Source organism: Williamsia muralis, from assembly GCF_051487485.1.
In the GTDB taxonomy this organism is placed as follows: domain Bacteria; phylum Actinomycetota; class Actinomycetes; order Mycobacteriales; family Mycobacteriaceae; genus Williamsia; species Williamsia muralis_B.
Genome location: NZ_JAHVCV010000008.1, coordinates 192,688 through 215,461, shown reverse-complemented (window position 1 = coordinate 215,461; position 22,774 = coordinate 192,688). Strand labels below are relative to the sequence as shown.

General features: G+C 65.2%; 21 protein-coding genes and 1 tRNA gene. 11 read left to right on the top strand and 11 right to left on the bottom strand.

Going from position 1 to position 22,774, the window contains the following annotated elements; all coding sequences use genetic code 11:
• Position 1: 1 nt before the first annotated feature.
• From KXR83_RS21435 to KXR83_RS21425, 3 genes are all read right to left on the bottom strand, one after another.
• The gene (locus KXR83_RS21435) at positions 2–700 is read right to left on the bottom strand and encodes a response regulator transcription factor (RefSeq protein WP_437426559.1); all 699 of its coding nucleotides are present in this window, start codon (positions 698–700) and stop codon (positions 2–4) included.
• 90 nt (positions 701–790) lie between these two features.
• Positions 791–1,975: a winged helix DNA-binding domain-containing protein gene (locus KXR83_RS21430; RefSeq protein ID WP_437426558.1), complete on the bottom strand. Its 1,185-nt coding sequence runs from the start codon at positions 1,973–1,975 to the stop codon at positions 791–793.
• The gene (locus tag KXR83_RS21425; RefSeq protein ID WP_437426557.1) at positions 1,972–2,361 is read right to left on the bottom strand and encodes a RidA family protein; all 390 of its coding nucleotides are present in this window, start codon (positions 2,359–2,361) and stop codon (positions 1,972–1,974) included. The genes KXR83_RS21430 and KXR83_RS21425 overlap by 4 nt, the downstream gene beginning before the upstream one ends.
• 163 nt (positions 2,362–2,524) lie before the next feature.
• Between KXR83_RS21425 and KXR83_RS21420 the strand changes: the two genes are divergently transcribed.
• The 5 genes from KXR83_RS21420 (at position 2,525) to KXR83_RS21400 (ending at position 8,994) form a co-directional block, all read left to right on the top strand.
• A complete protein-coding gene (locus tag KXR83_RS21420) occupies positions 2,525–3,019 on the top strand; it encodes a hypothetical protein (protein ID WP_437426556.1) in 495 nt (164 codons plus the stop codon).
• 127 nt (positions 3,020–3,146) lie between these two features.
• Positions 3,147–3,671, top strand: coding sequence for a hypothetical protein (locus tag KXR83_RS21415; protein ID WP_437426555.1), 525 nt, complete (start codon positions 3,147–3,149; stop codon positions 3,669–3,671).
• Positions 3,664–5,130 (top strand): multicopper oxidase family protein, encoded by a 1,467-nt coding sequence (locus KXR83_RS21410; protein WP_437426554.1) that lies wholly within the window; start codon positions 3,664–3,666, stop codon positions 5,128–5,130. The genes KXR83_RS21415 and KXR83_RS21410 overlap by 8 nt, the downstream gene beginning before the upstream one ends.
• On the top strand, positions 5,127–5,408 hold the full coding sequence (locus tag KXR83_RS21405) for a hypothetical protein (protein ID WP_437426553.1): 282 nt from the start codon (positions 5,127–5,129) through the stop codon (positions 5,406–5,408). The genes KXR83_RS21410 and KXR83_RS21405 overlap by 4 nt, the downstream gene beginning before the upstream one ends.
• Before the next feature lie 61 nt (positions 5,409–5,469).
• A complete protein-coding gene (locus KXR83_RS21400; RefSeq protein WP_437426552.1) occupies positions 5,470–8,994 on the top strand; it encodes an ATP-binding protein in 3,525 nt (1,174 codons plus the stop codon).
• Positions 8,995–9,024: 30 nt separating this feature from the next.
• Here the strand turns inward: KXR83_RS21400 and KXR83_RS21395 are convergent, their stop codons facing one another.
• Positions 9,025–9,633 (bottom strand): hypothetical protein, encoded by a 609-nt coding sequence (locus KXR83_RS21395; RefSeq protein WP_437426551.1) that lies wholly within the window; start codon positions 9,631–9,633, stop codon positions 9,025–9,027.
• A gap of 216 nt (positions 9,634–9,849) precedes the next feature.
• On the opposite strand from KXR83_RS21395, the gene KXR83_RS21390 reads away from it, so the two are divergent.
• Positions 9,850–12,366, top strand: a complete 2,517-nt coding sequence (locus tag KXR83_RS21390; protein WP_437426550.1) for a hypothetical protein — start codon at positions 9,850–9,852, stop codon at positions 12,364–12,366.
• A gap of 70 nt (positions 12,367–12,436) precedes the next feature.
• Positions 12,437–12,850, top strand: coding sequence for a thiol-disulfide oxidoreductase DCC family protein (locus KXR83_RS21385; protein ID WP_437426549.1), 414 nt, complete (start codon positions 12,437–12,439; stop codon positions 12,848–12,850).
• Positions 12,851–12,864: 14 nt separating this feature from the next.
• Here the strand turns inward: KXR83_RS21385 and KXR83_RS21380 are convergent, their stop codons facing one another.
• From KXR83_RS21380 to KXR83_RS21355, 6 genes are all read right to left on the bottom strand, one after another.
• A complete protein-coding gene (locus KXR83_RS21380) occupies positions 12,865–14,661 on the bottom strand; it encodes a penicillin-binding transpeptidase domain-containing protein (protein WP_437426548.1) in 1,797 nt (598 codons plus the stop codon).
• A gap of 104 nt (positions 14,662–14,765) precedes the next feature.
• Positions 14,766–15,638: a serine hydrolase gene (locus KXR83_RS21375; RefSeq protein WP_437426613.1), complete on the bottom strand. Its 873-nt coding sequence runs from the start codon at positions 15,636–15,638 to the stop codon at positions 14,766–14,768.
• 35 nt (positions 15,639–15,673) lie between these two features.
• Positions 15,674–16,543 (bottom strand): LysR family transcriptional regulator, encoded by an 870-nt coding sequence (locus KXR83_RS21370; protein ID WP_437426547.1) that lies wholly within the window; start codon positions 16,541–16,543, stop codon positions 15,674–15,676.
• Between the two features lie 21 nt (positions 16,544–16,564).
• Positions 16,565–17,557, bottom strand: a complete 993-nt coding sequence (locus tag KXR83_RS21365) for a serine hydrolase domain-containing protein (RefSeq protein WP_437426546.1) — start codon at positions 17,555–17,557, stop codon at positions 16,565–16,567.
• Positions 17,554–17,790 carry a hypothetical protein gene (locus KXR83_RS21360; RefSeq protein WP_437426545.1) on the bottom strand — a complete coding sequence of 79 codons (237 nt, stop codon included), beginning with the start codon at positions 17,788–17,790 and terminating at the stop codon, positions 17,554–17,556. The genes KXR83_RS21365 and KXR83_RS21360 overlap by 4 nt, the downstream gene beginning before the upstream one ends.
• A gap of 99 nt (positions 17,791–17,889) precedes the next feature.
• Positions 17,890–18,492, bottom strand: a complete 603-nt coding sequence (locus KXR83_RS21355) for a helix-turn-helix domain-containing protein (protein WP_437426544.1) — start codon at positions 18,490–18,492, stop codon at positions 17,890–17,892.
• 115 nt (positions 18,493–18,607) lie between these two features.
• On the opposite strand from KXR83_RS21355, the gene KXR83_RS21350 reads away from it, so the two are divergent.
• Entirely contained in the window at positions 18,608–19,270 is a 663-nt protein-coding gene (locus KXR83_RS21350; RefSeq protein WP_437426543.1) for a class I SAM-dependent methyltransferase, read from the top strand.
• A 225-nt stretch (positions 19,271–19,495) separates the two neighbouring features.
• Here KXR83_RS21350 and KXR83_RS21345 read toward each other — a convergent pair.
• Positions 19,496–19,567: transfer RNA gene (locus KXR83_RS21345), tRNA-Thr, on the bottom strand.
• Positions 19,568–19,574: 7 nt separating this feature from the next.
• Between KXR83_RS21345 and KXR83_RS21340 the strand changes: the two genes are divergently transcribed.
• Genes KXR83_RS21340 through KXR83_RS21330 form a run of 3 tightly spaced genes read left to right on the top strand, consistent with a single transcriptional unit; the run spans position 19,575 to position 22,768 of the window.
• Positions 19,575–21,092, top strand: coding sequence for a threonine/serine ThrE exporter family protein (locus tag KXR83_RS21340; RefSeq protein WP_437426542.1), 1,518 nt, complete (start codon positions 19,575–19,577; stop codon positions 21,090–21,092).
• 17 nt (positions 21,093–21,109) lie between these two features.
• Positions 21,110–21,277 (top strand): hypothetical protein, encoded by a 168-nt coding sequence (locus KXR83_RS21335; protein WP_189339114.1) that lies wholly within the window; start codon positions 21,110–21,112, stop codon positions 21,275–21,277.
• Positions 21,278–21,280: 3 nt separating this feature from the next.
• Positions 21,281–22,768, top strand: coding sequence for an alpha,alpha-trehalose-phosphate synthase (UDP-forming) (locus tag KXR83_RS21330; RefSeq protein WP_116917789.1), 1,488 nt, complete (start codon positions 21,281–21,283; stop codon positions 22,766–22,768).
• The last annotated feature ends 6 nt before the right edge of the window (positions 22,769–22,774 follow it).

The following is a 22,774-nucleotide window of genomic DNA, read 5'->3' as shown; positions in this document are numbered from 1 at the left end:
GTCACCGAGGCTCGCGCATCACGTAACCCACGCCGCGCAATGTGTGGATGAGCCGCCGGTCGCCGGTGTCGACTTTGCGGCGGAGGTAGGAGACATACGATTCGACGACGTTGACCTCGCCACCGAAGTCGTAGTTCCAGACATGGTCGAGGATTCGCGGCTTCGACAGGACGGTTCCGGCATTGATCATGAAGTAGCGCAACAACGTGAACTCGGTCGGCGACAGGGAGATCAGCTCGCCGTTCTTCCACACCTCATGGGTGTTGTCGTCGAGCTCCAGGTCGGCGAAGGTGATTCGCGGGTTCTGCGCCGGCTTGTCACCGAAACCTCCGCGCCGCAACAACACTCGCAGACGCGCCACCACCTCCTCGAGACTGAACGGCTTGGTGACGTAGTCGTCTCCCCCGATGGTCAGCCCGGTCACCTTGTCTTCCAGGGAATCGCGGGCCGTCAGGAACAAGGCGGGCGCCTCCACACCGTCGGCCCGGAGGCGACGCAGCAGGCCGAACCCGTCCATCCCCGGCATCATCACGTCCAGGATGAGTGCGTCCGGACGAAAGGTCCGGGCACGGTCGATGGCACGCGGACCGTCCGGCGCCGTCCGGACATCGAACCCCTGGAACTTCAGAGACACCGACAACAGTTCGAGAATGTTCGGTTCGTCGTCTACCACCAGCACTCGTGCACCCTGATCACTCATGGCACCCACTCTGCCGACCCATACTTTTGAGAAACTGCCAGCAAGCTGGGAGGTTCCTGTGAACCGGCAACCACCGCATCGAGCGCCTCGTCATCCACTGAGTGTTTTGTGGAAAGGAGCTGGATACCCAGGTTTGGGGCGGGCCTCCCCCAGGAACAACTCGAGGTCGCGTGCCCTCGCCCTTGCCGCATCGACGGCGGCCCGACCGGCCTTCTCCAGCAGATGCAAGCCGATCGACCCGTCGGGCCGCTGATGCCAGCCGCCGACGATGCGGCCATCCCACCACACCGTCTGCCCGCCGTTGCCGTTGCTGTCGAAGAGGTGCCCCGCATGCGGACCGAGATACCAGTCGCGCTGCTTCCAGCCCATCACGGTGGGGTCGAGTTCGGGTAGCAGCACCGCAGTCGGTGGCGCAGGTTCCACCTCGTCGAGGTCGTCGGCCAACACGAACCCGGTCAAGCCGTCATCCAGGTCCACCTCCACCACGTCGAGCTCCGACAGCGCTTTGCGGACAGCAGTTTTCGTCGAGCCCAGCCACCACACGATGTCGGTTTCGGTACCGGGGCCGAATTGCCGCAACCATCGCCGGATCAGGTTGCGGTGGCCGGTCCCCGCGTCTTCGGTGGGCAGGGGTTCACCGAGCCAGTCCTGCATCGAGATCCATCGAGGCTTGGAGCGCAACCAGTTGCCGTCATTGGGACCGCGCACGATGTCGCCTGCCGCACTCAGATGGCTGAGAATGCGGGGTCCCATCTGGGACACCCCGCCCCACGACTTGCCTTCACCGTGCCGGATGGCGCCGGCGAGTGCGGGCAACTCGTTGCGCAGTTCAGTCGACGAGGCCGACCGTCCGTCGGTGAGGGCACCCAGTACCGCCGCGCGGGCCTCGGCTATCCACCCCTCGGGATCGGGGAAGTTGTCGTCGCGGCGCAGGTCTCGAAGCATGTTGGTGCGTTCGCTTGCCGCGACCCTGGTACCCACCGCGCTCACCGCGTCGGCCAGTGTCGGCCGCGGGAACACAAAAAGGGTCCGGCGCATCGCCAGTTGCTTGACCAGCGTGCGGTCGACGTAGAGCGCCCGTTCCATGTCGGTGATGTCGAAATGTGCCATCCGTGCCCATGTCGAGATGTAAACGGTCGACGGTGTGGTCGCGTGCAGACCCACCACCGATTCGGCGACCTCCTCGGGCGAACGGGCGTGATCAGCCGGGAGCAGCCGATGCCGGCGCATCAACCGCGCACGACGCTGCTCGGTGCCGATCGCGAGCCGAGTCATGAGCCCGAGCGAACCGCCACGGCCTCGATCTCGACGAGCTGGTCGTCGTAGGCCAGAACCGTCACCCCGAGAAGGGTGCCCGCCGGCTTGTGGTCGCCGAACTCCTCGGTGACCGCGTCCCACGCAACCACGAGATCGGCCTGCAGCTTCTCCGCGACGTACACCGTGACCTTTACGACGTCGGTCATTTCGGCGCCCGCATCGGCAAGGGCGTCCCGCAGGTTCGCCATGCACTGGTGCGCCTGCCGGGTGACGTCACCCGGCGAGACCGTCGCCCCCTCGGCATCGATGGGTGCGGCACCGGCGGTGAAGATCAACGCCCCCGGCGAGACGGTTGCACTGCTGGTGTGTCCACCCGAGGACCCATTGATCTGCACTGATGACATGGCGTCATCGTAACCGTCCGCTCCGACGCGCAGATTCGCTCCACGTGCTCGCAAACGAGCCGGTTGCACGCGGCGCGTGCGGCGGCACGTGGAGCGAATTCACCGGGGTCACTCGCCCTCGCGCCTGCGGGCGCAGCGGCCACAGCACTGACACAATGCGTCCATGGGAAATGAGGTGACACCGCAAAGCGCCTACTTTGTCCTCGGGATGCCCGACCATGCTCGAGTCGGAGCCGGCCGCGACATCAGTCAGGCCCAGGTGTTCTTCGACGAAGACCATGCGGTTGCCTCGGTCGACGAGCATTACGAGCTCGCTCGGTCGAACACCTCCGAGCACGTCTTGGCCGCCACCGAGTGGTTTGTGCTCACCGCACTGATCGGCGACGGGCTCGGCCCTGCCTACGGCGAACACTTCCTCACCTATCGCACCGATGACGTGCTGTGGGCCATCGCGGGCGGGTTCACCCGCCCCGAGGAGATGACCGACTGGCTGCCCTTCATCTTTGCTGCCGAGGATCTGCACGACCACTGGTCACCCGGCGGGGTGGAGCATGGCCTCGTGCCCAGCAGCGCCAAGCGGACCGACACCATAGATCTGTCCCGATTGTGGTTCGCACCCGTCATGTCACAGCGTGTCTATCCCGTGCGGGCTCGCTGACACTTCCCTGCGACCGCACCGGAACTCAGCGACACGGGTGCCTATGCGAAAAATATGCACCTTGCCGGTGAAGTATCCCCATGTGCGCGAAACACGCTGAAACGCTGCCGGCAACGGCACCGAAGTCATGAGCGGAACCTCTTGGCGGTTGCCACCCCGGACCGGCGTGACGGGCGCGTTGGTGACAACCGCAGCATTGCTGCTGGTGCTCGGCGGATGCAATGACGACGATTCATCCTCGTCGAACAGCCGCGACGGGCTGGCGCCGATCCCGACGCGGACCACACCACCGACGGCGTCCGTGGTGCCGGCAACAGATCCGGGCGGCACACTGCAGGTGGACGACTTCACCGTCCTCCCGACGTTCACGTGCCTGAAAGACACTCCCCCGCGGTCTGTGGTGACCGTCGGGTGGCGCGCACCATCGGCCACCGGAGTGGAGCTCCGCCTCGACGGCCAACTGCTCCCGGTGGGCATCAAGGAGCAGGTGCCTTTCCAGGTGCCTGCCGGAGGACCGACCGGAATCGGGGCATCGGTGGTCTTCGCGTGCGACGGACCGGCGCAACACACGATCGACGTCACCTGGACCGCTAACGGGATCGGCTCAACCTCACGCACCGTCACCATCACCAAGGAGCCCACCGATGGCTGAGCCGAAATTGCCTGTCCCAGCGGTCAATCGCAGACGTTTCCTCACCGGCGCCGCAGCGCTCGTCGGCCTTCCCCTGCTCGGCGGGTCAGTCCTCACCGCATGCGCCTCGGGCAAAGACAACGCCGGCGGGGTCACCTGGTTCGAACCGACTGTCCGGGCGAGCGAGAACGGTTCGCTGAAAACACAATTGAAGGTCGCCCGCAGCGATGTGGCCATGGGCGGCGGGAAGGTCTCGGCGGTCACCTACGAGAGCAGCTACCCCGGGCCGACGCTGGACGTGCGGCCGGGTGACCGCATCGAGGTGTCGTTGATCAACGACATCGACGAACCCACCAACCTGCACACACACGGATGGCACATCTCGCCGAAACAGCCGAGCGACGACGTTCTCATGGCCATTGAGCCCGGTGAAACCTTCGACTACTCCTACGACCTTCCCGCTGACCATTCCGCGGGCACGTTCTGGTACCACTCGCATCAGCACACCATCAGTGACACACAGGTTTTCGGCGGTCTGTTCGGGGCCCTCATCGTGCGCGGCGAGCTCGATGAACTGCCCGGCGTGAAGGGGCGACCCGAACGCCTCCTGGTCCTGAGTCAGACCGAAATGCAAGACGGCAAGATGGTTCCGGGCGACAAGAGCTCGAACAGCCTGCAGCAGACACTGGTCAACGGCACCTTCCAACCCACCACCGAGATCGCACCGGGCGAAGTGCAACGGTGGCGCATCATCAACGCGAGTTCCTTGTTCCTGCGTCTGCAGCTCGACGAACATCCGATGCATGTGATCGGGATCGACGGCGCTGCCCGCACCTCGGTGTCCACCGTCGACGTTCTGCAGGTGGTGCCGGGTGGACGCGCCGATGTACTCATCGAAGGCGCCAACATCGGCACCTATCAGATGCGGTCGTTGAGCTGGGATGAGTTCGGCCCCTTCTACTCGTCGATGGTGCCCGCACCGATGCCACTGCTGAACCTGGTGTCGCAGGGGGACACGCAGACACCCGAGCCCATACCGGGCGCCCTGCTCCCCTTCGACGACCTGCGTGACGCTGCCATCGACCGCCGACGGGAGTTCGTCTTCGAGGAGATGGAACCGCGCGGAACCGGCGACACCGAGCACTTCATGTACTACATCAACGGCGCGATGTTCGACCACCACGTGGTCAACGAAACGATGACACTCGGCGACACCGAGGAGTGGCATTTCATCAACCGAACCTACGAGCCTCACCCAGTTCACATCCACGTCAACGACTTTCAGGTGGTGGCGATCAACGACCAGCCGGTCGATGAGCAGCACTACCGTGACACGGCCATGCTCCCGCCGTTCGGAACACTCACCATCCGCCACCGGTTCGAGGACTTCACGGGCCAGTTCGTCATGCACTGCCACATCCTCTTCCACGAGGATCACGGCATGATGCAGTTGCTGGAAGTGGTTGACAGACAAGCATGACCGACACCGCCAGAAACCGCCGAGGTCAGCGCGCGGTCGGCAACACGCTCCAGGTTGTCGCCGGACTGATCCTCGGCCCGATCGCCGTCGCGGCGCTGCTGCAAGGTCTTCCGATCGAATCCGGCGCAGTTGTGCTCGCGGTGTCCGCGGTCGCTACGCTCGCGGTGGCCGGTGCCGTCGCGGCACGATTCCGCTCGGTCCGGCCCGGGGCGATCGCCTTCGCAGTGTCGGCAACCCTGGTCAACGTCCTGGTGGCGCTGGTCGTGCTCGACTTCTGAGGGCCGACCCCCACCGGACGGACGACCTGCCCGGTTCACGATCGTGTGCTTACATCATGTGATGACAACACCGGACAGTGTCACTGTTCAGCTGCTCGGTGATGTGTCGCTCCGAAGGGGCGACCGGGTGGTGGACCCGCGGGCAGTGGGCGGTCCACGCTGCGCAGACGCACTCGCCTACCTGACGGTGTACCGGCATCGCGACGTCTCGATGACCGAACTGGCTGCGATGATCTGGCCGGGCACCCGGCCACAATCGTGGAACGCCACGCTACGCAACGTGATCTCAAAAGTCCGCGACACCCTGGAGGCGGTTGCGGTACCCGGCGAGAGCATCAGGTCACGCCAGGGGTACGTGAGGTTCCTGCCACCCGACACCGTTGCGGTGGATCTCGAGATCGTGCGACAGCACGCCCGGATGTCACTTCAGCCCGCGCGCGTTCGGGCCGACCGCGCCCGAGTCGCCCATCGTCTTCTCGCGAATCCACCCTTGCGCGGTGTGAGCGGGGACTGGGCCGACGAGGTCCGGGCCGAATGCGACGATCTGCGAATCGCGGCTCTCACCATCGACGCGCACTCGTCCCTCGAGGCCGGTGATTTCGAACGATCGATCTCGTGCGCCGAGACACTGATCGGTCTCGATCCACTTCGTGAACGCGCGTATCGCCTTGCCATGCGCGGATATCTGGGCCTCGGTGACCGCGCGCAGGCCGTGGCGGTGGCTGCGCGCTGCCGTAGGGCACTGTCCGAAGAACTCGGGATCGACCCCTCCCACGAGACGCAGGAACTCCTACTCCATGCGCTGCGCCACAAGACGGCGACAGTTCCGCCCGCCGACAGCACGTCCTCTCACTCGACGACCACCGCAGCCGCAGTTGTGCCCTCGGTGCCGCGTGGTGACGAACTCGGCATCATCAGGGCCGCGTGGGAGAAGGCAGCCACCGGGGTCGGACAATGTGTGGTGGTCACCGGGGACGCCGGAATGGGCAAGACCACACTGGTTTATGAAGCGGTCGAACAGGCGAGGGAACTCGGCTTCGACGTGTTGTTCGGACGATGCACCGAAGACGCGATAGTTGCGTTCGAACCCTTCGTCGAAGCCGCCGGCCGGGAACTCGACGCCATGGGACCCGTCCGCGCCAGGCAGTGGCTGATCGAGAACGGCGCCGACATATTGCGACTGATCCCCCACGCTGCACGACGCTTCGGCGATCTCGTGCCCACTCCCGCCGGCGACGACCGAGCACAGATCGTCACCGCCGTTCACCAATGGCTCACGGCAGCAACTCGATCGGCACCGACGATCATCGTCGTGGACGACGTGCATTGGGCATCGGATGCCACCCATGCACTCCTCCGGTATCTCGTGCAGGCCAGTACCACGCAGCCGGTGTGTTTCATCGTGACCGCGCGGACGCACGCGCTGGCAGATCCGCACCTCAATGCAACCCTGAACACCGCGACCCGTCTCGGCGGTGTCCACCGGATCACGCTGTCGGAGTTCACGGTTGCCGATGTCGAACACCTCGTCGACGCGCACGGCTCTGGATTGGACCCGGGAGAACTGCACCGTCGCACCAGCGGCCATCCGTTGTTCGTCTCTTCCCTGCTCGGCGAACCCAGCGGCGCCCCGGGCAGGTCCTACCCCGCCTCGATCGTCGAGTTCGTCCGTCGTGCCGAACACGGCCTCGGTGACACCGCTCGTGATCTGCTGCGGGCATGTGCTGTGATAGGCGTGTCGTCCCCAAAGACGTTGCTGCGCATGGTCCTCGGCGACGTCGATGATGTTCGATTCGCCGACGTACTCGATGAATTGCTCCAGACGCGTGTGGTGACCACCACGGACACATCCATACCCGCGCCTTCGTGGAACGCTTCAACAGTGCGATGGCCCGCTCCTGTCGGGGACGACGACGTCGTACTGAGGCACCCGCTGGTGCAGGAGGTGGTGTACGCGGACATCTCACCAGGCGCGCGTGCTGCGCTGCACTCCAAGGTCGGACGTGCCCTCGAGGAGCTCGGCACCCAGGCAGCGGCAGAGGGCGCCGCGCCGATCGCCTATCACCTCAGCCGTGGTCTGCCGGCCGACCAGCGCCGGGCTGGGGCCTACTCTCATCTCGCCGGCGACTACGCCCTGGCGCTGGGCGCATACGAGGACGCGCTCGCCCACTACGGTCATGCCGTCGACCGCATGCCGCCAGAAGACGACTCGGTCACGCACTGCCGCTTGCTGATCGGTCTCGGGCGGGCCCGACGGGCCATTCGCGATCCGGGCGCTCGAGCACCTGCACTGGCGGCCGTGGCCATGGCCCGCCGCCTCGGCGATCGGCACTTGCAGGTCGAAGCAGTCCTCGCCAGTGAACGTCGGGGCATGGAGTTCGTGCAGCAGTACGCAGTCGACACCGAACGCGTCGACATCATCGATGCGATCTGTGCCGACATGGTGAGGGATGGCCACGATACGACCGCGGGTTTTGCCACCCTCCTATCCCAGCTCGCGATCGAGCGTGCATGGGACACAGAGCATCACGACCGCGATCGGTTGATCACCCGAGCCGCTGACATCGCCCGCGAACTCGGTGACGGTCCGTTGCTCGCCCGTGTCGGGGTCGCCGCTCTCATCGGCTTGCGCGTACCCCACAGCGCGGCAATCGCCGAGTCGGCACTCCAGGACCTCAACGACCTCGCCGGCTCACAACCGGGCGCCTTCCGTGACGTCACCACCATCGTCTGGGTGTCTCGCGCACGTCTCGCCTCAGGAGACCTCGCCGGTGCCGGCTCGGCCCTCGAGACGATCACCGATGCGCACATCGATGGCGACCCCGAACTGGACTGGCTCGTGAAATACGGTCGGCTCGGGGTGGACCTGGCGGCAGGCCGTCTCGTCGACGCACAGGAGCAGCTGTCGCGGATCCGCGCCATTCCTCCGTCACCGACCGACGCCGGATATTACGGTCGATTGCTCCCGGCGTTGACCGCACTGGGCACCCTACGGGGGGACCTGGGTGAGATCGCCGCCCAATCGGCCTTCATGCGTGCGCATTTCGATTCGATCCCCGTGATGCGGCCGGCACTCGCGGTTGCTCTGCTCGACGTCGGCGATCGGGACGGAGCCGCTGAACTCGTTTCCTGGTACACCGCTGACCGTCTTGCGGACATCCCCGTGGACCCGATGTGGTTGTCCACTCTCACCCTGATCGCCCGGGCAGCCGCCGAACTCGGAACGGCGTCGCTCTGCAAACAGATCTACGGGCACCTCAGCGCTTACGCCGCGTGCACGGTGCTGACCTGGGCCAGCATCTACGGGGTGGTGCATCACCACCTGGCACACCTGGCGCTCGGCTTCGGCGACCTCACCCGTGCGAGCTATCACATCGCCGACGCACAAGAGGCGAACACAAGCCGGGGTTTTGTCGGATGGGCGTCCGAGTCGGACTACCTGGAGATATTCATCGATTGCGTTGCAACGGGTTCGATCGATGACACCCGCAGGGCCGCTGTGCGGTCCCGAGCGGTCGGCATCGGCGCGACAGCGGTTGTCCGTCGCATCGATGCGCTGACTGCCACGATTTCGAGCTCGTCATGACGGTCGCAGGGCCAACGCCCCAGGCTGCGCTCAGCTGCTACCGAACGCGCCGCTGACGCCTTTCAAGAAGTCATCGAAAAGACCCTCGAGATAGCCGCCGCCCACCGGGGTGTTGATCACCAGGTCGCCATGAAGATAGAAGTCGTACCACCGGTCACCGGTGGTCTGGCCGTGGTCGGTGGTTCTCACGTCGAGATACAACTTCTGCCCGGTGCGGGCCAAGACGCCGAATGCCGGGGATCTGAAACTCGTGATCGTGAAGTCGGCGGAACCGCGGGACGGAATGTTTCCCTCGATCACTTCGCCGGCCCTGGTATAGAACTTCAGGTACGTGCTGCCGCGGCCGTCGGGGGTATAGACAACCCCTCCAACGGAGTTCACGAATCCCGCAGCCTGGCTGTCATCGTAATAACCGGTTGCATCACATCGACTGTCTTCGCGTCCGAAGGGTTGAGTCCTGACGCAGTGCGCGTCACCTGCACCTCCGTCGGATGAGCGCATATGGATATTGAAGTACTTCACCTGCGCTCCCGGCGCAAGGGGCTGCGCCGACGCTGAGCCGGATGGCACGAGCACCCCGGCCGAAAGTGCTGCGCCCACCACAACGATGGCGGCGAATCGTCGGAAGCGAGAGAGCATGGAGCAAGTCCTTACGGTTGCGACACGAGGTACTTCGTCGGCCCAGAGGCTGACATTCCCACTCTTCACCCGCGCCGCATGGTTTTTGCAATCGTTCTCGGTCGTCGTCCACTCGGTTCCGGGTTCTTCGCATTGCAAAAAATATGCATTCGGCCCCTAGGTTGCGAAGCGGGTGTGGCCGCAGTCATTCCTGCCTGTGTAAAAGGAGCCACCGAATTGTTCGCACGCCGCAGCAACACAGCCCGGTTCAGAGCGGGCACGGTGTTGCTCGTCTCGGCCGTCACTGTCGCAACCCTCCTCAACGCAGGGGTGGCGGGCGCGGACGAACCCACATTCCCCTTCGACCTCCCCGGAGCCGGGTCATCGGACGGAGCGCCACTGGACACCGGATCTTCGGGGTCGACCGGGCCGGACAACCCCACGCCCGATCCGAACACACCTGGAACAGGCGGGTTGCAACTGTTGTCCCCGAACGCCGGTGAACCGGTGCTCGGTGTCCCGATCGAAACGCTCTCGGACAACCCGGCGGCCTCCATCATCGTCAACGGCGAGGGCATGCCCGCCGCGTCCGATCGCCAGAACCTCCTCCTGGCCGTTCTGGATGCCCGCACCCACGCCCGGCTCAATTCGGGGACAGCGCCCAACAACGCCGACGGCGTCCGAGTGCTCACGTCGATCACCGAGAGCTACCGGAATCGCAGTGACACGATTGTTGTCATCAGCGGCCACCGCGGGATGAACAATGCCGGCCGCGAACCGGCCGTTGCCGATCTTCTGCGAGCCCTGGGGGCGTCGTCCATGAGCCGCGGCGACCTGAACCGGATGGAAGCCGGTGCGCCATTCTCCATCGTCGGCAAGACCGCAGCTCCCGACGGCACAGCCTTCACCCGCGTCGGCGCCGACGTGGGCGACCGGGCAGGTGCCAACATCACCGGACTGCTCCGCTGGAGTGCGTTGGGACAGCGTTACGACTTCACGCCACCGGCGCCGATACCCTTCACGACTCGCCAGGAAGCCGACGGTCGATCCACTGTGACCATGACGGTCGGCGCCGCCACCTACACGTCGACGCCGAGCGGCTCAGACGGCTTCGTCATCCGCGGCTTCGACAGCCAAACTCTCAAACCCGCGTACGACGCCACCGTGGTCACCACCAGCGACGCGGGCAATCGGGAACTGAGCACCAAACTCGTTGCGGCCGCTGCCGAAGTCGATGCCGGTGGACGTCCACTTCTTGTGATCGTCCAGAGTTTCGGCCGCCCAAAGCCGGCCGGAGCGTGGCAGGACGGCGCCGAGGCCATCGTTCGGCTGGGCGGGTCGCGACTGTCCTTCCTCGGCCTGGGCGGTACAAGCGACTACACCCTCGTCGGCGGAGCAGCCGCCGGATCAGCCGCGGTGGAAATGGGCACGATCCTCGGGAAGCCCGGTCCCGCAACAGGTTTGATCTCCCGCGGTCATGACTCTTCGTTTCTGCCGCTGCAGTCGGGCCCGCTCGGCGGCGTGGACCTCAAACAGAACGCCATCATGTACCAACCGGCCTTCCAGGGCGGCTCGGACAGATCCCCGAATTTCCCGTCCATCAACGCTGCCGCGGAGACGTACATCGGGTGGAAAGCGAATGTCCCCGGGTGCACATCACCGACTGCCAGCACCTGCAACATCCGGGAAAAGTACCGAACCAACTACAACGCGGCCTGGACATCGATCAAACAGGAGCTCGCAACCTCGGTCACCATGCCCACCGACGCGGCTTCCTTCACCGCCGCAGAGTTCAATGCAGCTCTCACGCAGCTACGCAAAGAAGTCACGTCATTTGTTGCAGTCAAAACCTATTACGACAATCTGCAGTCGTCGATGGGACTTGTCCGTGGTGACGCGAAGCTGAATATCGCGAAAATCGGCAACGACATCATCAGAGAGGTGTCACCGCCTCCCGGGAGCACAGCTCTGGCGGACGGTCTGAAACTCATCAACGTCATCATGAACGTGGTCACGCTGGTCGCACCGGAATTGAAGGCCGTGTGGGGACCGATTTCGACTCTCCTCGGACTCGGCGCCTACGTGAGCGGTGAAGGCGAGGCGAATGCGAACGCCAATTCACTGGCCAACAAGACGCGGGTACGTGCCGACCAATTGGCACTACAGGTCGAGGATTCCCTGTCCGCGGCGACCTACGCATTCAGCACCGTCGCCCTCATCATGGCTTCCGATTACGGCAAACTCGAAGCTGCCAACACCGAGATCATGGAAGAACGCTGGGTTGCGCCTACCCAGCCGGGTCAACTGCTGAGCGACGTGACGAGGGGTCTGCGCACCTGGTTTGCGACCACACTCCTGGCAACCACATACCCATGGCTGATCCGTGGAACACCCCCACCGGTCGGACCCGGTGACGTGAACGGCCTGAGCTGTGGCAACTACACGGACTGGGGTGTGAAGATGGAGCAACACCGCCCGTGGAGTTCGATGCCACGCATCGCACAGATGCAGGCGACGTGGAGTTTCGACGCCAACGGGCCGATGCGATGGAACATGTTCTTCACCCGGGAGCGACCGACCACCGACAGAAGCAACTGGACCCCGGACTTCATCGGACCCGACACTGCCAACACCATGTTCGGTACGGGCCGAGACCAGCTGGGCATCAACCTCTACGACTTCATGAGCCCCCGCTACTTCGGACCGACGATGCACCAGGCAAACGACGCCGCGGAAAAGTGCAATCTGTACTGAGGCGAGGGTCACCGGCGACGATTCAGTAAGGTCGACCCTGTCGGCCTGTGCCGTCTCGAAGGAGGGCTCGATGCCGGAGCAACCAGTGGTCCTGTACGACGGGGTCTGCGGATTCTGTAACCACGCCGTGCAATTCCTCCTCCGCGTCGACCGTCGAGGGGAACTACGCTTCGCCGCCTTGGAAGGTGACTTCGCGCGCGGTGTCATCGAACGGCATCCAGAGCTGGCAGGAGTCGATTCGGTTGTCTACGTGGAAAACCCGGGCACAAAGGACGAGCGAGTGTCGGTGCGTTCCGACGCGGCACTGCGCGTGATCACCCATGCCGACCGGCCCTGGCGGTGGCTGAAGGTCGCCCGGGCGATCCCCCGCCCCGTGCGAGACCGGCTCTACGACGGCTTCGCGGCCATCCGATACCGCGTGTTCGGAAAGCTCGACACCTGCCCGCTCCCCTCTCCGGAAGTACGCGCGAGATTCCTGGACTAGGACCGCTTGGTTCGTCACCGACCGGTCGCAGGTCGAAGGAATTCGCCGGCAACCGCCACGGCCGGGGCAGAGCTGTTCCCGCCGACAACAAGTGACGCAAAGGCGATGTCGCCTGCGATCCCGGCGAACCACCCGTGAGAACGGGTGTTGTCGCCGTATTCCGCGGTTCCGGTTTTGCCCCCCAACCCGTCGATGTCGCTGAGTTCGGAGGCGGTACCCGTCGAGACGGTCTGGCGCATCATCGCCCGTAAGGCTTCGACAACCTCGGGGTCGAGTGGCTCGGGCTCCACGCTGGCCGTTGTCGATCGACCGGAGATGAGGGTCGGAAGAACCATCGATCCATGTCCGAGACTCGCTTCGGCAACCGCCATGCCGAACGGCGACGCGGTGACCTCGCCTTGACCGATACCGTTCTCCACCCGCAGAGCAGCGCTGTCGGCACGTGGCACCGTGCCGGTGACCGTGGTGATCCCGGGGACCACAAAATCCACGCCGATGCCAAACCGGGTGGCGGTCGCCGGGAGCGCTTCGGCCCCCAGGCGATTCGAGAGCCCCGCCATGGTGGTGTTGCAAGACCGGGCGAATGCGGTGGTCAAGGGCACCGTCCCGAGATCGAAGTCGTCCTCGTTCGGAATGGTCCGGCCTTCGATGGTTGCTCGTCCCGGACACGGCAGCGGTGTCTGCGGTGTCGCGACCCCCTCGGACAACGCGGCTGCGGTGGTCACCGTCTTGAACGTCGAACCCGGCGGATACAGTCCGCTGAGCGCAATCGCACCTTCCCGATCCGCCGCGGCATTCTGTGCGACGGCGAGGATTCCACCGGCGTTTGTCGAAATGGCCACCAGCGCAGTCGGTTCGGATCGGGTGGCCACAGCTCGTTGCGCGAGCAGCTGCAGACGCCGATCGATGGACAGCTGTAGCGGCTCGGACGCTCGGGGTGGCACCGCCGTGAGCTGATCGATGGCGTCGCCCTCGGCATCCACCAACGACACCGACCATCCGGCGCGTTCGGTGATCACGTCGTTCCAGGTGCGTTCGATGTCGCCCAGAACCGGTGACCGCAGGGCGCGGTCGGTGGTCAGCAACTTTCCCTGGTCCACGATCGTGACGCCCTCGATCGGTTCGAGCTGCGCACGAACGGCCTCGACGTCATCTTCCCGGAGCGTGACGACGGTGACGGCATCGCCTTGCTGCTGCTCCGCAGCCGCCCGGATCGACATCTCCGTGATGGACGCATCGAACCGGCGCAACGCCCGGGCCAACGCGGTGGATGCTGCGTCAACGGCATCGCGTCGCACGGTGACCACTCCGACCGTCTGCCACTCGAGCAGCGCCGCTCCACCGCGGTCCACCACCGGTGTCATCAGATCTTTGTCGTCCGAATACCGGAATGTCGAACCGGGAAGCATGTTGTCGTGCAGCAGCGTCGGATCCCAGACCAGCTTCCGGTCGCCATCGGATTCGACTGTCCTGCCGCGTGTCTCGTACCGGAGATCCTTCCCCGGCCCGAACGTCCACGCCATGGTCAGGCGCCCGTCGCTCCCATCGGACTCCACGCGGTCCGCGGTGACCACCACCTTCGCGCCATCGCCGAGCCCCTCGAACATGTCATTGATCGCCGTGGTTGCCGCGGCAGGATCGGTGGTCAGTTCGGCGGCGTCACCGACGTGCCGCCCACTGAGGGCTGAGGCGAAATCGCCGAATGTGTCTTCGGGGTCGTCACTGAGCCATGAACAGCTGGAGCCGACAAGAGCAAACAGGATCAATGGGATGATTCGACGCAAGTAGGGCGACCGGTGTTTTTCGTCCACGCTCCGACTCAAGCAGGCGGGCCCCGGCCCGGCAATGTCGCATCGCCTCCGCGGCCGATAGCAAATCGCTATCGGCCGTGGCAGAGCCCGTGACGATCGCAGTGTCAGAGCGGGCTTCGCACTGCTGTCACCGCGATTCGCGCAGCTCGCCCGATGGCTGCCTCCACCGTCGGCAGCGACAGTTCAGCTCTGGCTGCCAGCGTGAACACGGCAACAGCGATCGGATGTTCACCGGGATACTCGACAACAGCGATCTCGTTGCGGATGGCGCCGAGTGTGCCGGTCTTACCCGCGATGGTCGCCACGCCCAACGGAAATCCCGACGAAAGACGTTGTTGCCACGCCTGTTTACGCATCGTTGCCCGAACGAAGTCGCTTATCTGTGACGATGCCGCCTGATCGGTCCAGATGAGGTGCAACAGATGTGTGGCGTCGCGGGGCGTCGTCGCGCTGGCAAGCGCCGGGTCGTAGGCCGTGACGGTCATCGTCCGGTCTGCGTCGGCAAGCACCGAGAAAGCCTCCACCACAGTGTTGGTGCCCGTCTCCCGGACCAGTTGCTGTTGCAGTTCTGCCATGCCGCCGACCACCCTGGTCTCGGTCAGCCCGAGCGCATCCAATTTCTCCTGCACCCGCGGTAGTCCCACCCGGTCGAGAATCACGTCGGCTGCTGCGTTGTCGGAAATCACCATCATCTGTACGGCCAGATCACGCCAGCTCAACGTCACCGGGTCGTGCAGGGTTGCGATACCCGTGGGCCCCACCGCCCAATCCGACGGGTCGACCACCACCGTGGACGTCAGATCGATCTGCCCGGTCTCGGCCAGGTCACACAGGGCTAGTAACAGCGGCAGCTTGTAGACCGAAGCCATCACGACCGGATCATCTTCCCCCCAGCCGAATTCCCGTTCGACCGCCCGGCCGATCGTCCTGGCGTGTACCCATCCGGCGCATCCGGCATCAGCGAAGACCTCTGTCATCAGCCTCGACGCGTCCGCATCCTGAGCCGGTCCGCTCACCGCGCGAGCTTCCAGAGAGCCGATTCGATGGCGTCGACCGCGGGCTGGGCCGTGCCCGGGCGACGAACTGTGCGCAGGCGCAACGCCACGTCGTCCGGGATCATCACAACGCGCTTGACGCCGCGGACCTGTGAGGTGCCCGTCGTCAGAGCGAAGGCCTCCCCGCAGGCCACTGCTGCCACCAGTTCACCTGCCGAATGCGTGGGCAGCACAACCGGATCGAGACCGCGCACGTGCAGCGTGTCGATCAGCAGGTCGAAGGCCGGTGGGTTGGTGGCCCGCGGCGCATGGGCACAGGCCAGCCCGTCGAGCATCCGGACCGTCGGCTTCTTTGCCTTGGCCACCGGGTGATCGGCAGGCACCAGAAAGGTTCGGGGTATCCGGGCGGCCGGTCCCGCATCAAGACCTTCGACCACGGACGGGTGTTCCACCACTGCGCAATCGAGGAGACCGGCGCGGACATCCTTGACGAGGTCGATGATCGACGCGGTGGTCATCCGGAAGTGATGGTCGGGGCGCAGGCGGCCGAGGGAGACAGCGCACGCGGCCGCGATCGCAGGGTCGAGGTCGCTCGGCAACCCGCATCTCAGGACATCGTGGTGCCCCCGAAGTCGACGGGCCTCGCCGACGAACCGTTCGGCGTCATCGACCAGCACACGTGCCCGCGGCAGCAGATCCCGGCCCGCGCTGGTCAGCTCGGCGCCCTGGGTGCTCCGGCGGATCAGTTCCACCCCGAGTTCCTTCTCCAGGCGACGCAGGCCCTGCGACACGGGAGGCTGGGTCATCTGCAGGCGCGCGGCAGCGTGCCCGAAATGACCCTCCTCGGCGACGGCGACGAAAAACCTGAGATGCCTGACAAGATCCACGTCACCACTGTGACACGTTGATCAGTCCGGGCGAGGCGGTGAATCGTCGCTGAGTTCTCGCAGCAAGGCGAACCCGTGCTTGTCCACCGAGGCCGCAGTGGCGGACAAGATCACCACGCCTGTCCCCGCGGCACGGTCCACCCCGATCCAACTGGCGAATCCGCCCGTTGCTCCGTTGTGCCAGGTGATCTTTCGGCCCTTCACGTCAAGGGTCATCCAGCCGGCACCGATGCGCGCAGAACCCATCAGCTTGGCAACCGGGTCGAGAGCTGCCATGCCCGGGGAAGATTCGTCGAGCAGAGCGCAAACGAGGCGACCCATGTCCGCGATGGATGCACGGACGCCGCCCGCGGGTGCGACGGCCTCCCCCGTCCAAGGCTGCTGAACCCGGCCGAACCGGCTTCGTCCGACCACGGCGTCCGAGGTCAATTCGGCCGATGTGTATGGGACGTAGGTGTTCTCGAGTCCGAGCGGCCGCGCAAGACGATCACCCAACAACGTCTGAAAACTCTGGCCGGCGGCCTGTGCCACTGCATGCCCGAGTAGCTCGAAACCGAGATTGGAGTACCTCACCTTCGGTGACTTCAGCGTGGTGTTGCGTACCTGCGCGAGGAGCTCCTCGAGGGTCTCACCGTAAGGCGAGGCACCATGCGTCCACATCTGCACGGTGCGACGGAGCGGGTTCATGCCCGCGGGCAGCCGAGGCAGTCCGGATCGATGTGTACTCAACGATCCGAGTGTGATCGCGCCGATCTCCCTGTCCGGCAACGGAAGAAGCGTTCCCAACGTTGTCTCGGGTGTCACCTCGCCGCGCGAGCACGCATCTGCGTACAGCAGTCCGGTGAGCGCCTTGGAGATCGAGCCGATCTCCAGGTCGGCTGTGGTGGTGGCCCCTGCGGTCGCCAGTGACAGCCCGTGGGGACCAACTGAAGCCGCCGCGACGATCGGATGACGCCCACCCAGACGCCGACGGATCTCCGAACCCAGCGTGGCGTCGCGATCCATTGCGGTCATGTGTGCCTTCCCAGGAGACTTCGAGCGCTGTACTTCTTGTGAACCGCCTGTTTGGAAACACCCAAGATCGTTGCGATCTGCGCCCAGGTGACGCCGTTGACACGCGCTCTGCGCACCAGAACACTCTCGGTTCGTTCGAGTTCTGCTCGCAGACGGACGGTCGCCGCGAGGCCCGAGACAGGATCATCGGTGTCGATTGCGTTGGCCAACTCCACGATTCGATTCCCCGTCACGAGGTCAACCGTAGTTGACCTCACTCCGAAGAGTCAACACAGGTTGACGCGCGGTACCACCTGGCTCGGCGATCCGATCACGGCGCACCCACGGGCTGCTCACGAATGATCGGTTTCCTGGCGTCTGGGCGCAGCACGCACGTGCGCACGTTCCCCTTGTTTGCCGACCAGGCTGAGGAACTCCACCGGGCCGGAGCTCGTCGCACCGAACCAATGCGGGGTGCGGGTGTCGAACTCGGCAGCCTCACCGGGCTCGAGGATGAGGTCGTGCTCGCCGAGTACCAGCCGGAGTCGACCGTTGAGAACAAAGGCCCAGTCGTAACCCTCATGGCTTCGCAGATCCGGTTCGACGTCGTCGCGTCCGGCGGGCAAGACGAACTTGTACGCCTGTATGCCCCCTGGCCGGCGGGTCAGCGGAACCACGGTGGAACCGTCGCCTATAGGAATCGGACGCATGTTGACTCGCGGGTCTCCGGTCGGTGGAGCGTCGACGAGCTCATCCAACGTGACCCCATACGCCCGGGCCAGCGGCAACAGCTGCTCCAGTGTCGGCCGCCGTAGGCCGGCCTCGAGTCTGGACAGAGTGCTCGTCGAGATGCCCGTCTCTGCGGCCAGATCGATCAAGGTGAGGTCGCGGTGCTGTCGAAGCTGCTTGAGCCGCGGCCCCACGGCATCAAGAGTGCGGTCGATCGAAGCGTTCATGTTCCGCATTTTGCCATTCGGCAACGAACCTTGCGGTCACGCCCGCTGCCACCGCACCATCAAGCGATCCGATGCCACCGAGCAGCCGGCACCGACAACCCGAGAAAAGAGCACAATGACGCACTCGTTCGACAAGAAGTACTGGGATGAGATCTGGCAAGGCGACCGCGCCACAGCGATGGCAGCCGGCGCACCCAACCCACACCTGACACACGAGGTCGCGGGCCTGACGCCCGGGACCGCTATCGACGCGGGGTGCGGCGGCGGTACCGAGGCAGTGTGGCTGGCAACGCGTGGCTGGCAGGTGACGGGCGCCGACATCGCCGCCGAGGCCCTGGCCCGCGCTGCCGGCAAAGCCGCGCAGGCGGGGGTTGCCGATCAGATGCGATGGGTCGAGGCCGACCTGTCCACCTGGGAACCCGAAGCCGCCTACGACCTGGTCACCACGCACTACGCCCACCCCGCCATACCGCAGCTCGACTTCTACCGCCGCATCGCCGAGTGGGTCTCCCCCGGCGGCATGCTGTTCATCGTCGGGCACCTCCACCACGACCACCACGGCACGACCGCCTCGCACGATGCCGACCACGGACATCACGACGCAGAGACTCAGCCGCCGGAGTCGGCCTCGGTGCGCGCAGCCGACATCACCGCGCAGCTCGACCCGACCGAATGGGATATCTCGACCGCGCGCGAAACACACCGGTCGATCACCGGGCCCGACGGGCGAGATGTTCAGCTCCACGACGTGGTGGTCGCAGCGGTTCGTCGCAGATGAGGCCGCAGCCGCGGCGCCTCCATATCTGAAGCAGGCTCAGCCGAACAGGCGGAACACATGTTCCATGGGAAACGTCTTCAGGGGAACCACATTTCGGGTGACCCGGACCACTCTCACGTTCATCGTCGGACCGGGAGATCTGGCGACTTTGGTGGTCCTCAGGTGGTCGCCCTACCCTGTCCCCGGGAGGTCGATGCGCCCCCGTCGGGGCACCCGGATCGTCGGAGCCCCCTGTCAGGATTGAACTGACGACCGCTCGCTTACAAGGCGAGTGCTCTACCACTGAGCTAAGGAGGCAAACTGCGTGCGCGAGTATATCGCGACTCTTGCGGGCCGCCTCGTCGGGAACCACCGAGCGACGATCGACACCATCGAACCGTTCGAACCGGCGGTTTCCCCACGTCGGCCGATCGACCTCACCGACGATGGCGCCGTCACCGAAGTACTGGATCTAGCGATCAAGGTCGGTGCGGTACTGCTCGACTCCGGAACCGGCGCGATCGACACCCAGACCCAGGTGCGGTTCGTGGCGAGCATGTACGGCGTCGAGAACTGTGAAGTGGACGTCACGTACAACACCATCTGGGTCAGTGCCCGTCGTGGCGCGTCGATGCCGCCCGTGACCGCGATGAGGACGGTGCACTACCGCTCACTCGACTTCACCCGACTGGCGGCGGTCGACCGCCTGGTCCGCAAGATCCGCAGTCGCGCCATCGATCCCGGCGAAGCGCATGAGGTCATCGACTCGATCATCGCCGCGCCGCACCCGTACCGTCGCTGGATAGCCACTCTGGCCTGGTCATCGATGGCGGCGTCGCTGTCGGTGCTCCTCGGAGGTGGCTGGCTCGTCGCCGTGGTCGCCTTCATCACCACCGCCGTGATCGACCGGACCAATCGACTGCTCAACAAGATCGGCACGCCGCTGTTCTTCCAGCAGGTCACCGGCGGCTTCATCGCGGTGATCCCCGCCGCGCTGGTGTTCCAGTATCAGGACACCCTCGGCGTCGACATCGCTCCCTCACAGGTCATCGCGGCGGGCGTCATCGTGCTGCTGTCCGGGTTGTCGCTGGTCGGTTCGGTGCAGGACGCCATCACCGGCGCGCCCATCACCGGAGCCGCCCGGTTCTTCGAACTGATGATCATGACCGGCGGCATCATCAGTGGTGTCGGTATCGCGATCCGCGCCCTCGAAGGCACGGGCATCTATCTTCCGACCATCACCACCTCGACGTCATTCGACCTGGCCACCACTCCGACGCGCGTTGTCGCAGGCGGTCTGGCCGCGGCCGCCTTCGCGCTCGCCAGCTACGCCGAGCGCCGCGCACTCTCCACCGCCTTCTTCGGTGGTGCCCTCGGAGCCGCAGTGGTCGCGGCCGCCGAACACTTCAGCATCGGCTCGGTGATCTCCGCCGGATTCGCCGCAGCCCTGGTCGGGCTGGTCGGTGGTCTGCTTGCCCGCCGAGCGGTGACCCCGCCACTTGTGGTCGCGGTCGCGGGCATCACGCCGCTGCTCCCAGGTCTGGCGATCTACCGCGGCCTCTACGGAATCCTGGGCGACCAGACCGTGGACGGCTTCACAGCCTTGGCGGCCGCGGTGGGTACGGGCGTGAGTCTGGCGGCCGGTGTGACCCTCGGCGAGTTCATCGCACGCACCCTGCGACGGCCTCGTATCCCCACCAAACCGACACGGGTTCTGCTGACCGCCCGCTCGGCCATTCGGCCCGGTCGTCTGACCGAAGAACCCGAGGCCGATCCCGACGCGGCCACCGAGCCGATGCATCAGATCCAGGCGCGCCCCGGCGTGACCGACGGACAAAACTGAACAGGTATTATGGCGCCATGCCTGCCAAGACCAGCGACAAGACTGACCTCGCAGACGAGGATCTGGAGCCCGTCGCCGACGAGACCGCCAATTCCGCGCGACGCGTTGTCGCGGCATACGCCACCGACGCCGACGAATGCCGGATGTTGCTGGCAATGCTCGGAATCGCGCCGGGCGAAGCCTGATTCGTGACTCCGCAGCGATCGAATGAGTCCGATACCCGCGCCGATTTCGTTGTAGTCGCGAATCGCCTGCCGGTAGACAAAGAGACGCTCGCGGATGGCACCGTGCGCTGGAAGCGCAGTCCGGGCGGTCTGGTCACCGCCCTGGAACCGATCCTGCGGTCGCAGACGGGTGCGTGGGTTGGATGGTCGGGTGTCCCCGACGCCGCAGAACACCCCGAGGTCGAAGGACTCCAGCTCTACGCCGTATCACTGAGCGCGCAGGAGATCGCCGACTACTACGAGGGTTTCTCCAACGCCACCCTGTGGCCGCTGTACCACGACGTCATCGTCAAACCCGAGTACAACCGAACGTGGTGGAACAGCTACGTCGCCATCAACCGCAGGTTCGCCGAGGCAGCATCCGAGGCGGCCGCCGAGGGCGCGTTGGTCTGGATCCAGGACTACCAGTTGCAACTGGTACCGAAGATGCTGCGCATGCTGCGCCCCGATCTCCGGATCGGATTCTTCCTGCACATCCCGTTCCCGCCGGTGGAACTGTTCATGCAGATGCCGTGGCGCACCGAGATCATCGAGGGTCTGCTCGGCGCCGACCTGATCGGTTTCCACCTACCCGGCGGCGCCCAGAACTTCCTGTACCTCGCCCGGCGGCTGGCCGGACAAGCGACGTCCAAGGGCCAGGTCGGCGTCCGCTCCAAGTTCGGCGTCGTCCAGGTCGGCTTCCGCACGGTCCGGGTGGGTGCATTCCCCATCTCGATCGACTCCGGCGAGCTCGACACCCAGGCCAAGACCAAAGAGATCCGCAAGCGCGCCGTCGAGATCCGCGAGGAGCTGGGCAGCCCGAAGAAGGTGCTGCTCGGTGTCGACCGCCTCGACTACACCAAGGGCATCGACGTCCGTCTGCAGGCGCTGTCCGAACTCTTCGAAGAGGGCCGGGTCGACCCCAACGAGGTCACCATGTTGCAGCTGGCGACGCCCAGCCGCGAGCGGGTCGACAGCTATATCAAGATGCGCGGCGAGATCGAACAGTTGGTGGGCAACATCAACGGCACCTACGGACGCGTGGGACACCCGGTCATCCAATATCTGCACCAGCCGGTTCCGCGCGAAGACCTGATCGCGTTCTTCGTGGCCGCGGACGTCATGCTGATCACGCCGCTGCGCGACGGCATGAACCTTGTCGCCAAGGAGTACGTCGCCTGCCGCAGTGACCTCGGCGGGGCGTTGGTGCTCAGTGAGTTCACCGGCGCGGCAGCCGAATTGCGTCAGGCATTCCAGGCCAACCCGTACGACACCGAAGGTGTCAAGAACGCGATCGTCGCCGCCCTCGAGCAAGACCCGGATGAGGGGCGTCGCCGGATGCGAGCGCTGCGCAGGCAGGTGCTCGCACATGACGTGCAGCGGTGGGCCGAGAGTTTCCTCGGAGCACTCGGTGCCGACCCCGAGACCATGTCGAGCGGCGACCGCCGCATCGATCTGGTCGAAGAAGTGTGACGAACG